Source organism: Longibacter salinarum (genome assembly GCF_002554795.1).
Lineage (GTDB): Bacteria > Bacteroidota > Rhodothermia > Rhodothermales > Salinibacteraceae > Longibacter > Longibacter salinarum.
This window is the reverse complement of the sequence record NZ_PDEQ01000005.1, coordinates 215,592-229,137: the sequence shown is the minus strand read 5'-3', so window position 1 is coordinate 229,137 and position 13,546 is coordinate 215,592. Positions and strand designations below refer to the sequence as shown.

Genomic DNA, 13,546 nt, shown 5'->3' with positions numbered 1-13,546 from the left:
GCAGTGATGATTGGATATTTTATTGTGCGCTAATGCTCTATTCAGAAATACATACAGTGTATGAGCTTAGCCGAAAGATTCTGTGGAACGTTTATATGGTATACTTGTCAGAAGGACTGCTGTGCTAATTGTGTTATTCAACTCGTCTCGAAATTGTGGGCGGGTCATGGCAGAGTATCGTTCGGCAGAAGTCTTGTCGATGTATAGCCTGCGTATTGACGACGGCGCGAGGGACGCTGTCCTGTGCGCATTCCCATCTTTACCCCCGTGTTGCCGCGTGAACGACCGATGCAAAGACGTACGTACGCAATCGGATTTTTGGTGCTTGTCCTGCTAGTCGGCGTTGGGTGGTGGACGGGCGACGAAGGTGTCGTGTCGAAGCCGTTAACTACGACGCCGGATGTGGGACCTTTTCGTGTGGAGGTGACGACGACCGGTGAGCTCCAGGCGAAGAACTCGGTTCAGATCAAGGGCCCGTCGGGGGCCAGTCGGGTTCGTATTTTTGAAATGGAGATTGCGAAGCTTGTAGATGAAGGAACGGAGGTTGATTCCGGAGATTTTGTGGCAGAGCTGGACCGTTCGCCCCTGCAGGAGAAAACGGAAGAGGCGCGGCTCAGTCTCCAGAAGTCAAGTTCGAAGTTCGAACAGGCGCAGTTGGATACGACGCTTACCCTCAGCGAGGCTCGTGATGCCATCGTCGACCTCCGGTTTGTGATGGAGGAGGCGAAGTTAAATAAAGAGCAGTCGCAGTACGAGGCCCCGTCCGTGCAGCGCCGGGCAGAGATCGAGTACGAGCGCGCGCAGCGCGATTATGAGAAGGCCCAGGTCAATTATAAGACGAAGGTTCGGCGAGCGGAGGCGACGATGCGCGAGGTGGAGGCGGAGTTGCTTGAAGACCGGCGGCAGATGGAGCAATTGAACGAGTTGAGCAACAAGTTCACGATCCGTGCGCCCACGTCTGGAATGGTTGTCTATCACCGTGATTGGAAGGGCGATAAGGTAACGGAGGGAAGCAGCACGCGCTACGGTGATCCGGTCGTGGCAACGCTGCCGGATTTGTCGGTGATGGAGTCGGTGACGTTCGTGAACGAGGTCGACGTTCAGAAGCTGCAGCCGGGGCAACAGGTCACGATCGGGCTCGATGCCGATCCGGACAAGAAGCTGTCCGGTCGGGTCTCGAAAGTAGCGAACATCGGTCAGCAGCGCCCAAACAGCGACGCGAAGGTGTTCGAGGTCATCGTTGAGATTGCCGGGTCGGACTCGACGCTTCGCCCAGCGATGACGACGAGCAACACGATCCTGGTCGCACAGCGGGAGCGCGCGCTTCACGTCCCAATCGAAACGCTGCATTCAGAGGGCGACTCGCTGACGTATGTTTTTCTCCGCGAAGGCAGCGGCGTCGTGCGCCAGGAAGTGAACGTCGGACTGATTAACGACAACAGCGCCATCGTCGAGCAGGGGGTGCAGCCGAAGGATCGAATTTTTCTTTCCATCCCACGGGATACGTCGGATTTGCCTCTTCACCGATTGAAGGCTGCGCAACCGCGTTCTGAGGACGCCCGTTCGGCGTCCGCCGATGGGTCTGGCAGCGGGGGGACCGGGGCGCTGTTTGTCAATTCTCCTCTGCCGCCCCCCGGCGGAAGCAGGTAGCGTGTCCCTCCCGAACTGAGTCAACGCTTCCCTCTTCGTCGTGCTAGAAAAACTGACGTACAACGTTACGAACGCGTTCGAGGCCATCGCGCAAAACAAGCTCCGCGCCGCTCTTACCTCGCTCGGTATCATCTTTGGGGTGGGCTCGGTCATCGCGATGCTCGCGATCGGTCATGGCGCAGAGCAGGAGATCCTGCGGCAGATTCGCATTCTCGGAGCGACGAACGTCATCGTCACGCCGATCGTCGAGCAGGAGCAGGGCACGGTATCGGAGGACGATGCAGAAGAAGACGGCTCGCGCCCCTACTCACCCGGACTCACGCTTGCGGATGCTCGAAGCATCGAGGACATCGTGCCAGGGGTGGAAAGCATCAGTCCGGAAACGGTCTTCGAGACGACCGCCATTCAGGCGGGGATTCGACGCACGACGAAGATCGTGGGCGTGACGCCGGCATACTTCCATTCGTCGGTTGACGTCGCGGAGGGAACGGCCATTACGGACGACCATCTTCGCACCGCAAAACCTGTCGCCGTCATCGGGCAGAAGGTCAAAGCCCGGTTTTTCCCCAAAGAGGAAGCGATCGGCGGACGAATCAAGGTGGGTGACATCTGGCTGACCGTGATCGGGGTCATGCAGCCGCGGGGATTGTCAAAAGAGAGTCGGCAGTCGCTGGGGTTGCGCGACTACGACTACGATATCTACACGCCGTTGTCGACGCTACTTACCCGGTATGTCGACCGGTCGCGCCTGAGTCGTCGCGATCTTGAGGCGGCCGCTCGCGATGCCAACTCGACCCGTTTCGCGCAACGGCGCGGCTACCGAGGGGCGGAGATGGAGGTCGGCCATCAGATCGACCGGCTGGTTGTCCGCACGGCGGGATCGGGATACGTTCGCCCTGTAGCGGAGGTGGTCGATCGTATGTTGAAGCGAAGGCACAATGATGTCGTCGACTACCAGGTCGTCGTCCCCGAGCAACTACTTGCCCAGGAGCGTCGCACGCAAACCGTTTTCAACGTTGTCCTCGCCGCCATTGCGTCGATTTCGCTCATCGTCGGTGGCATCGGCATCATGAACATCATGCTGGCGTCGGTGATGGAGCGCATCCGTGAGATCGGAGTTCGTCGGGCCGTCGGGGCGACGCAGTGGGATATCACGGTTCAGTTCGTGGTCGAGGCGCTGTCGATTTCGAGCATTGGCGGCGTGGTGGGCATTTGCCTCGGAATCGCTATTAGCGTTGGCATCGAGGCTGCGACCGACATCCCGACGATCGTAACGCTACCCGCGGTGCTTCTCGCCTTCGTGGTGTCTGCTGGCGTCGGGCTCCTGTTCGGCTACTTGCCTGCCAAGCGGGCCGCGGAGCGTGACCCGGTGGTCGCTCTTCGCCACGAATAATACGTCGGCACGCGAAACCATCCGCGCATGCCCGAACGTCCCGTGTTTACCCGTATTCGCTTCGTCCCGGTTCATATGAGAGTGTCTGTTCTCATCTTCGTCTGTCTTCTCCCCGGCGTAGTGAACGGGTGGGCACAGCAGCCCTCCCTCCGCTCGGAGATACGTCCGGCATCGTCCGACTCCCTTTCGCTGCAGGCGGCCATCGCCCGCGCACAGTCGGAGAGCCCCGCTGCCGCCTCGGCTCGACTGGCATACCGATCAGATGAAGCGCAATTCAACGCGACGCAGGCTGCCTATCTTCCGTCACTTGCGTTAACCGGAAGCGCACCGGGACTTGAGCGATCCATTACGGACGTCGTTCAGGATGATGGTTCCGTCCGCTACGTTGAGCAGAGCCGGACTTTTTCGAGAGCAAACCTGAGCCTGGAGCAGGTCCTCCCGTGGACCGGAACGGAAATCAACGTTCGGTCCGGGCTCAGCCGCGTAAATCAGTTTGGGGACCGTGCCAATTTCCAGCAGTGGCAGACATCGCCATTCTCGATTGGGTTGGAGCAACCGCTTTTTCAGTACAATAGCGACCGCTGGGGTCGCCGCCTCGCTCCGCTCCAGCTTGAGGTCGCGAATAAGACGCTCAATGAGGATCTCGCTCGCGTAGCCGTGACCACGGCCGACCGCTACTTCGCGCTCTACATCGCGCAAATCAACGCAGAGATTGCGGACTTCAACGTGGCGGTCAACGACACGATCTACACGCTGTCGCAGGGACGATTCGACATCGGACGCATTGCCGAGAACGAGCTGCTACAGACGGAGCTGGAGTTGCTGAATGCGAAGACCGCCCGGCAGGAGGCTCAGATCGAGCTCGAGCAGGCGCGTCAGGCTCTTCAGCGCACGCTTGGAAGGGAGGCGCGAAGTCTAGCACATGCTCGGCCGCCCGAAAAATTGCCCCCGGTTGAGATTTCGCCGGACGTGGCCGTGGAGCGGGCACGCTCACGACGCCCGGATTTCGCCGAACTCGAACGGGGGATGGTGCTGGCGCAGAGCGACGTCGCCGAGGCGAAGGGACGCACCGGATTCTCGGCAACGCTCATCGCGCGATACGGGCTCAACCAGTCGGCGCCATCCCTTGACGATGCGTACCGGAATCCGCTGGATCAGCAGCAATTCGGCATCAGTTTTCGCATGCCGCTGTACCGCTGGGGGCGGGGCAGCGAGGGCGTGGAAGCGGCGGAGGCTGAGCTGGAGCGCACGCGCATCGATAACGAACGGAAGCGCGAGGAGCTGGAGGACGAGGTGTACTTCCAGGTGCTCCGCGTGAAGCAGCTTCGCGATCAGGTGCAGACGGCGGAACGGGCGGCGACCGTCGCGCGCCGCCGATTTGAGGTGTCTCGGAATCGCTACACGGTCGGTAAAATCAGCATCACGGACCTGTTCAACGCGCAGCGTGAGAAAGACCAGGCCCGGCGCGCATATGCGCAAACGCTCCGTAATTTCTGGGTCGAGTATTACACCCTTCGTCGACTGACACTTTCAGATCTGGCGATGCAGAACTAACGGGTCGATGTGGTACAACACCTGCAATTCAGGAAAAGAAGCGGTATGTTCGCGAAACCACTCGTTTTCGCGTGAGCCCCGGACGATGCCGAAAAATGTCTATGCTTCGAGTTGCTGCGTACGTCGTTTCCGTCCTTCTGCTTCTGGCTGTCATCGGGTTTTTCTTCGTCGTCGCGCCGCTCGTCGATGCGCGGTACAACGATACAAGTGTTGAGCCACCGTTTCGGGCGTCGGATGCCGGTAAGGCATTGCACGAGCGTCTCATGGTGGCGGACCTCCACAACGATTTTCTACTCTGGAATCGAGATCTGCTGTCGTCGTACGAGCGGGGCCACTCAGATCTGGATCGGCTTCAAACCGGAAATGTCGGACTCCAGACCTTTTCGGTCGTGACGAAGGTGCCGACGGGAAGCTACCAGGGCACGCCGTCCGATTCGGATCAAATCACCTACCTCGTGGCCGCCCAGCGGTGGCCGATCGGGACGTGGACGAGTCTACTGCAGCGCGCGCTCTATCAGTCCAAGCGCCTGCATGACTTTGCCGACCGCTCTGGCGATAAGCTCACCATCGTTCGCACGCAGGCAGATCTGGAGAACGCCATGATGGCCCGGGTTGATGAGCCGAACCGGGTTGCTGGTATCCTCGCGATCGAGGGATTGCACGCGCTGGAGGGAGATATCGACAACGTGGACGTGCTGGCCGATGCCGGCTTCCGGATGATGGGCCTGCTTCACCTGCACGACAATGGACTTGGCGGATCGGCGACCGGAATGGAGAAGGGAGGACTGACGCCGTTCGGCCGCTCGGTCGTGCGGAGGCTGGAGGAGCGGAAGCTTCTCATCGACCTGGCGCATGCCTCGACAGAGGTGATCGACGAGGTTCTGGCGATGACCGATCGCCCGGTTGTTGTGTCACATACCGGCGTCCGTGCCACGTGCGATACGCCGCGCAACCTGTCGGATCGGCAGATTCGCGCCATCGCCGCCCGAGATGGTGTGATTGGCGTCGGGACGTGGCCGTCGGTCGTGTGCAGCACCGATCCATCTGCGATTGCGCGAGCAATGCGTCATGTTGCCGATCTCGTCGGCGTGGAGCATGTCGCCCTCGGAAGCGACTTCGATGGGACGGTCACTCCCCCATTCGATGCGGGCGGACTCTCTGTATTGACGGACGCATTACTGGAAGAAGGGTTTTCCGAAAGCGAAATCCGTCGGATTATGGGCGGCAACGTCGTTCGGCTGCTCCGACGTACGTTGCCGGTTCGGTGAAAAGCAGCGTGCGCCGTTGGCAATGACAAAACGAATCGACCCTCGGCGCTGGGTTGGGAAGGAACTTTATCGCGTGGCGGGAGCGGTCCTCTGTGGCGCTATCCAGTGTGTTCATTTCCGGGGGGCCTTTCTTTTAGAGAATGGTCCAGAAAGACCCGGGTTGATCCTCCACACCTTTACGGGCGACCTGGATCCCTCAAAGCTTGATCGTGTTCATCCGTGCTCCATCTAAACGCCCATCATCGTGGCAAAACGAATGGTGGTCGTGCTCGGACACCGGGAGAATCTTCACGTTTCTTTGATTGTGGAGTTCTCATTTCGTACATAGAGTTGTCGCCGTCACTAAGATTGTGTCGTGCGGTCGCATGGTGAATTACGCATTTCATTCGCTTCCCTACATACCCACGTCTGCCCGTTTCCTGTAGCGATATTTCCGAATCGAAACGTCAGCAGGAAGCGCTTTTCTCCACAATCCGGATTCGTTGATTGACCCCTCGATACTAGCAAACATGAACGCACGCGTGAGTTTGACCCCCTTCGTCCCCCCGTGGCTCGCAGCGTTGGTGCTGCTCCTCTGGATGGCCGGTGCCCCTGACATCGCTTATGCCCAGCAAACCGGAATCGAGGGCATGGTTCGTGACGCCGACGACCGATCGCCGCTGGTTGGCGCCAACATTGCCGTTCGAGCAGAAGGTTCGCCCGACATCGTCCGCGGCACCGCCACCAATCCCGATGGCACCTACTCGATCTCCGGTATCGATCCCGGTCGGTACCTGGTGGAGTTTCGTTTCGTGGGCTACCAGTCGCAGGAGCTGCCGGTGACAGTCGAAGAGGGCGAGATGGCCGAGCTCGCTGTGGCGCTCAAGATTCAGACGGCCAGCCTGGATCAGGTCGTCGTCTCGGCGTCGCGTCGTCAGGAGAAGATACTGGATGCGCCGGCCTCTATTTCGGTGCTGCAGCCGGATGAGATCGAGGCGACGGTGTCGACCTCGTCGGTGGAAGTGCTCCGCGCCACGCCAGGTGTCGACATGGCGCAGACCGGCATCGACCGGCGCGAGGTGGTGCTTCGTGGATTCAACGAGGCGTTCAGCGGCTCCGCGTTCGTGCTGACCGACTATCGGCAGGCGTCGGTTCCCTCGCTCGGCGTGAACGTGCACAGCATCATGCCCAATATGACGGTCGACGTCGAGCGCGTGGAGGTCGTGCGCGGACCGGGGTCAGCGCTGTACGGACCAGGCGTCGACAGCGGCGTGATTCACTACTTCACGAAGGACCCGTTCAACTATCCCGGCACGACCGTCGCGGTATCGGGTGGGTCGCGTCAGTTCTTCGGGGGGCAGTTCCGCCACGCCGGTACGTTCAGCGATAACTGGGGCTATAAGGTCACGGGGCAGTACGCCCGCGCCGAGGACTGGGAGCTTGACATCAACGATCGCCCAGACTCGCTCGAGATTTCCCGCTACCGCGTGTACCAGGACCTGGATGATCCGGCACTCGAGGGGCGCAGCTTCGATCGCATCGATACGGATGGCGACGGTCAGGCAGACGCAGCCCGGCTCCGTCGCGAGGACATCTACAGCAAGGTCAATGTGAACGGCCTGCTGCAGTACCAGCCGGGCGACAATACGACGATCTCGCTCAATGGTGGCTACGCCGAACTGACGGGTGCTGTGCAGTCCGGGATCGGTACGCTGCAGGCGGAAGGATTCGGCTACTACTATGGCCAGTTGCGCGTACAGTCGGGCGGGCTCTTCGCGCAGTCGTACATCAACGTCAACGACGGCGGCCCCGACACCTACGTGTACGGTGGCGGCAACCTGGTGCGCGACCAGAGCGTGCAGTATAACAACCAGATTCAGTATGACTTCAGCGCCTCATCGATCAGCACGCAGGTTATTATTGGTGCCGACAGTGACATCACGGTGCCGCGAACGAACAGTCAGATCGTCGGGCGAAACGAAGACGACGATCTGATTCAGGAGTACGGCGCATATACGCAGACGACGACGGATCTGAGCGAGAAATTTGCACTCACGCTCGCCGCTCGCGCCGATTACAACAACGTGGTGGAGGAGGTGCAACTGTCGCCGCGTGTCGCGCTGGTCTACAAGGCGACGCCGACGAACACGTTGCGAGGAAGCTACAACCGTTCGTTTTCCTCGCCCGGTACCAACTCGCTTTTCCTCGACGTAGAAGCACAGCGGCAGCCGCTGCCCGGTGGGTTTGACCTTGTTTTCCGGGGGCTCGGCGCGGCAGACGGGTACACGTTCGACAATTTCCGCCAGTCGAATGAGATCAAGTACTCGTTTCCAGTTCAGGGATTCTTCGGGCTGAATCTGGACGTGAATAATCTGCCTCTCCTGCCGTATTATGCTGCAGTTGCGCAGGGATCCCTGAATCCGCAGACGGGGCAGTTTACACAGGGAGTGCAGCAACAGCTATCCGGTGCGGGTCTGACGTCACAGCAAATTGGTCTTCTCGGATCGCTCTTCGGCTACATGGCCCAGGAGCCCAACCGACTTGGCTTCTTCGGCGGTCGCACGGTGAACGAAAACGGCGAGGCCGTAGTGTTTGGAATTCCGGATGCCAGTGCACAGGGCTACTCGGTCGTCGATGGGCCGGTTGATATCGCTCCGATTGAACAGACGACGACGCAGACCTTTGAGGTCGGCTACAAGGGTATTGTCTCTGATCGACTCATCGTGCAGATCGACGGGTACTACGAGACGAAAAAAGACTTCGTCGGTCCGCTGGTGATCGAAAGCCCGCTCGCGTACCTGCAGGCACAGGGACTGACGGCTGATGTTGCCGGCGAACTGGATGAGATTTTTGGCACGACGAGCGATGGTACGGTGCAAAGCCTACTAAACGATTTGGCGAATAGTGGCCTTGCTCCCGGGGACGTTGCCGACCTTCTGGGTGGGGTCGTTGGAAATGGTTTGGGTGACACGCCGACCGGCATCATCCAACCGGATCAGGAAGTCCTTCCCGGCGGCGGTGCGGGCAATGAGGTGGGTGGCTTCCTCAGCTACCGCAACTTCGGTGAGGTGTCGTACTACGGTACCGATATCTCCGTGACACTGCAGGCAACGGATGCGTTCGCCATTTTCGCGAACACGTCGTTCCTGAGCGATGACTTCTTCGACAACGAAGAGCTCGACGAGACCAACACGTCGTTGAGCCTCGCGCTCAATGCTCCGGCGTTCAAATTCAAGAGCGGGTTCGATTACCGCTTCGACAACGGCTTCTCGTTTGGGATGACCGGTAACTACGTCGAAGGCTTCCCGGTGGAAACCGGACCGTACGTCGGGTCCGTGGACTCGTATTTCCTGCTCGACGCCCGCATGGGCTACAAGGTGCAGTCGATCCCGGGTCTGCGCGTCGACGTCACAGGCAAGAATATCCTCAACAATGAGCACAGAGAATTCGCCGGTGCACCGGAGCTCGGCCTGGCCGTCTTCGGCCGGATGCAATACAGCTTCTAGTGCGAAGTGCGAAATTTGAAGTGCGAAGGGATTGCCAGGTCCGGTCGGGGGTGCCCCGGTCGGGCCTGGCATTTTTGCGTTACAACGTTAGAACGTTGATTCGTTGAGACGTTGGGGATTGCGAATTAAGGATTGGGGATTTTGGGTTAGGGGTTACGGATTAAGGATTGAGGATTACGTATTTGGGATTGCGGATTAGGGATTGAGAGTTACGGCGATCTGGTGGAGGCACGATCGGGTGGCAAACGTTCAAACGTATCTGCGCGCTTAGAAGCCAATCCCATAGACCACGAACCACCGACGACAAACAATCAAGACTCCGGAGGCGGAGGACTGCATCACGCCCGAAAGATCGGTCCAATTCACTATCCTCAATCCACAATCGACCATTCACATTCTCCTTTTCGCACTTAGCCCTTCGCATTGCCAGACTCCCATTTCATGTGCTCTTCGGAATGCAGAGAGGTGCGGCTTTTGCACCCGTGGAAGCAGATGCGTACCATGCATACCTGCCTATCGCATCCTTGCGTCACGGAACGCCTGCTCCGATCCTGCCTGACTGGGCGGGGCGCACGATGGGTGCGATTATCCGATGGACCTTCCTGGTTTTCTGCCCGCTCCGAGTCATGTTTGGAGATTTCATCCCGCTGTACATCACCATTGCGATTGCCACCGGCCTCGCCCTCACACTGCTGAAGGCGGCCGAGCTCGTGGGGCCGAAGCGTCCCAATCGCATCAAGCAGTCGCCGTATGAGAGTGGGATGGATCCGATCGGCAGTGCCCGCGAACGGTACTCCGTGAAGTTTTACCTCGTCGCAATGATTTTTATCGTCTTTGACGTCGAGGTCGTCTTCATGTATCCGTGGGCGGTGAGTTTCCACGACTTCATCGCAGGTGGAGCAGCCCTCGGCGTGATGATTGTCGTTACGATCTTTGCGGCCATCCTCGCGATCGGGCTCGTCTACGATATCAAGAAAGGTGGGCTGGACTTCGAGCAGTAGGCGGAAGGCCGGCGCGTCTTACGGCCGCCCGGATCGGCAGCAGTCCGTGAATAGGCCGTGTAATGGCCGATCTCGTTTCACTCTTGGCTGAAACAGGGAAACGGCACTGACCATACCAGCAGTGCTCAGGGCCGGAAGCGGTCTGGCGCAACGGATCCCCTCGTTTTCCAACGGCGCCCCCTTCGCTTTCACCCCCCACGCCGAGATTTTCATCGCCGCACCCGGCCCGTCCGCCGGGAACCGAACGCATCGCACGGTTGCCCCGAATTCGACCTGCTCATGCATCTTCGGGTCATGCGGTGTCGTACAAGCAGGCGCCGATATTTACACCAATGCAGATATTATCATGGCTGGAATGACTCCGTCCGGTGGTGAGGGCTTTTTCACCACACGCGTCGATGCGGTTCTCAACTGGGCGCGCTCCAACTCGCTGATGCCGATGCCTATGGGGTTGGCCTGTTGCGCGATCGAGATGATGGCGTTTGCCGGACCGAAGTACGATGCGGCACGCTTCGGGAGTGAGGCCATGCGGTTCTCTCCCCGTCAGGCCGACCTGATGATCGTCGCCGGCTGGTGCTCCTACAAAATGAGCCACGCGATCCGCCGCGTCTGGGACCAGATGCCGGATCCGAAGTGGTGCATCGCGATGGGAGCCTGCGCGTCGACGGGCGGGATGCACCGCTGCTACGGCGTCGTTCAGGGTATCGACAACTTCCTGCCGGTCGATGTCTACATCCCCGGATGTCCGCCGCGGCCGGAAGCCGTCCTGCACGCACTAATGGACATCCAGGAGAAAATCCGTAACGAGTACTCGGTGCTGCAGGATTACACCGACGGCCCGCTGGTCGAGCGCGCACCGATCGTGCACGAGAACAGCAGCAAGTTCCCCGGTCAGCTTGAGAAGCCGAAGACGCCGAATTTCATCGTAGAAGCGCCCGGTGCCAAAGCCGACGACGCGACCCGCAAGTCGAAAACGGCGCCGATGAAGGCGTAGCACAGCGGATCCGACGCTGCCCCCTTTCGCACCATTTTCCATTCGCGCCCGCACCCGTTCATGCGCGACGACGAACGCAACGCACAGCCGAAACAAGAGAAGCGCGAGCACGAAGCGCTGAAGTTCTACTACACCCCGATGGATGAGGCCCGGGCCGACGACTCGGAGTCGAATCCACATGCCAAGGGGGCAACCCGGATCCCGGACGTCATCAAGGCCCTCGTCGACGAGTTTGGCGATGTCGTCTGGAACGTGGAAACCTACGCGGGCGAAGACACGGTCTTCGTTGAGAAGGAGAAAATACGCGAGGTCTGCCAGTTCCTCCGCGACGATCTGGGGTTTAACTACTTCTCCGATTGTGGCGGCATCGACCGCTTCACCGAGGACGAGCGCTACGAGATGTTCTACAACCTCGTCTCGCTGGAGCGTGGCAAACGAATTCGTGTCAAGATCCGCATCGAGGAGGACGATCTGAGCGTGCCGAGCGTCACGCAGGTGTACCGCGCCGCGAACTGGAACGAGCGCGAAGCCTACGACATGCTCGGCATCAAATTCGACGGGCATCCGGACCTGCGGCGCATGTACATGCCGGAGGACTTCGAGTATCACCCACTCCGCAAGGAATTTCCGCTTCTCGGCGTTCCGGGTTCGCTTCCGCTTCCACCGCAGACGCCGGAGGGCGAGCTCACGATGGACCCCTTCGCCGCAGCACACGGCTCGAAGCCCACGAAAAGTTACCTGGAGCCGAAGTCGGACTACGCCGACGACACGGATAACGAATAACGAACGTTCGAGACGCGCTACCGTCTGAGCGTTGAAACGCACCACACGCCAATAGCAACTCCCCATGGCCACGGCCCCTCAATTTCCCGGTCTCGACTTCGGCGACAAGTTCCGCTTCTGGCCGAAGCATAACGAGAAGATCTACGAGCGCCTCGACGCCAAGCACGCGTGGATCGAGGAAAAACGCGCGGCGGAGGGTGACGGTGGGATGGCCGCGACCGAATGGTCGGAGGTCGATCCGCTCGAGCACGAGATGATCCTCAACATGGGACCGCAGCACCCGGCCACCCACGGTGTGCTCCGCTGCGTCGTCAAGCTCGACGGCGAAACCATCGAGAAGGCGGTCCTCGACATCGGCTACCTGCACCGCGGGATCGAGAAGCTGGCCGAGTCGAAGACGTATCAGGAGTTCATGCCGTACACCGACCGCATGGACTACCTGTCGCCCTACTCCAACAACGTCGCCTGGTGCCTGGCGGTGGAGAAACTCGCGGGCATCGAAATCCCGGAGCGCGCCGAATGGATTCGCATGATCATGTGCGAGCTGGCGCGAATCTCGTCGCACTGCCTCTGGCTCGGTGTGGGTCTGATGGACGCGGGCGCGGTGTCCGGCTTCCTCTGGACCTTCCAGCAGCGGGAGGACATCTACTCGATCTTTGACGAGGTTGCCGGTGCACGGTTTACCGTCAGCCACTCTCGCATTGGCGGGGTGGCGTCGGATTTGACGCCGCGTTCGTTCGAGCTTATCCGCGCCTTCTGCGACAGCTTCAAGGAGGAGCTCGCCCGCTGGCAGAAATTCCTGAACCGAAACCGCATCTGGATCGAGCGGAATAAGGACGTCGGCCGGATCACGAAGGAGGAGGCCATCGAGCTTGGTATGACCGGGCCGAACCTGCGCGGCTCCGGCGTTGAGTACGACATTCGCCGCTTCGAGCCGTACCTCAAGTACGACGAAGTCGACTTCACCATCCCGATCCGCGAGGAAGGCGATTGCCTCGCCCGGTACTTCCTCCGCCTGGAGGAGATGGAGCAGAGCATTCGAATCATCGAGCAGTGCCTCGACCGGATGCCGGAGGGCCCGGTCCGCGCCGACGACGCCAAGCAGGCGTATCCATCGAAGGACGAGGTTTATTACTCGATGGAAGGCATGATTCACGACTTCATGTACACCGATGTGGGCACGCAGGCGCCGAAGGGGGCCAACGCGTACCACGCGGTCGAGAGTCCGAAAGGCGAACTCGGCTTTTACCTGACGAGCGACGGCACCGGCCGCCCCTTCCGCGTACGGATCAATGCGCCCTCGTTTACCAACCTGCAGGGCATGGAGTACATTATGGAGGGCTCCCTCGTCGCAGATACCGTCGTCATTATCGGCTCGATTGACCCCGTGATGGGCGAAGCCGACAAATAAGTCCGCA

9 protein-coding genes are annotated in these 13,546 nt (G+C 59.9%); all 9 read left to right on the top strand.

From position 1 onward, the window contains the following. Positions 1-288: 288 nt before the first annotated feature. The 9 genes from CRI94_RS11020 (at position 289) to nuoD (ending at position 13,539) form a co-directional block, all read left to right on the top strand. Complete coding sequence (locus CRI94_RS11020) at positions 289-1,650, top strand: efflux RND transporter periplasmic adaptor subunit (RefSeq protein ID WP_098075761.1); 1,362 nt, start codon at positions 289-291, stop codon at positions 1,648-1,650. Positions 1,651-1,690: 40 nt separating this feature from the next. Beyond that, the gene (locus tag CRI94_RS11015) at positions 1,691-3,043 is read left to right on the top strand and encodes an ABC transporter permease (RefSeq protein WP_098075760.1); all 1,353 of its coding nucleotides are present in this window, start codon (positions 1,691-1,693) and stop codon (positions 3,041-3,043) included. A gap of 27 nt (positions 3,044-3,070) precedes the next feature. Continuing rightward, positions 3,071-4,597, top strand: a complete 1,527-nt coding sequence (locus tag CRI94_RS11010; RefSeq protein ID WP_098075759.1) for a TolC family protein — start codon at positions 3,071-3,073, stop codon at positions 4,595-4,597. A 95-nt stretch (positions 4,598-4,692) separates the two neighbouring features. Next, positions 4,693-5,865 carry a dipeptidase gene (locus tag CRI94_RS11005; protein ID WP_098075758.1) on the top strand — a complete coding sequence of 391 codons (1,173 nt, stop codon included), beginning with the start codon at positions 4,693-4,695 and terminating at the stop codon, positions 5,863-5,865. A 521-nt stretch (positions 5,866-6,386) separates the two neighbouring features. Next, positions 6,387-9,350: a TonB-dependent receptor gene (locus CRI94_RS11000; RefSeq protein ID WP_179862265.1), complete on the top strand. Its 2,964-nt coding sequence runs from the start codon at positions 6,387-6,389 to the stop codon at positions 9,348-9,350. Between the two features lie 626 nt (positions 9,351-9,976). Further along, entirely contained in the window at positions 9,977-10,351 is a 375-nt protein-coding gene (locus CRI94_RS10995) for an NADH-quinone oxidoreductase subunit A (RefSeq protein ID WP_098075970.1), read from the top strand. 346 nt (positions 10,352-10,697) lie between these two features. After that, positions 10,698-11,345, top strand: a complete 648-nt coding sequence (locus CRI94_RS10990; RefSeq protein ID WP_098075968.1) for an NADH-quinone oxidoreductase subunit B — start codon at positions 10,698-10,700, stop codon at positions 11,343-11,345. 60 nt (positions 11,346-11,405) lie between these two features. Beyond that, entirely contained in the window at positions 11,406-12,128 is a 723-nt protein-coding gene (locus CRI94_RS10985) for an NADH-quinone oxidoreductase subunit C (protein WP_098075756.1), read from the top strand. Positions 12,129-12,192: 64 nt separating this feature from the next. Continuing rightward, positions 12,193-13,539 (top strand): NADH dehydrogenase (quinone) subunit D, encoded by a 1,347-nt coding sequence (gene nuoD / locus CRI94_RS10980; RefSeq protein WP_098075755.1) that lies wholly within the window; start codon positions 12,193-12,195, stop codon positions 13,537-13,539. The last annotated feature ends 7 nt before the right edge of the window (positions 13,540-13,546 follow it).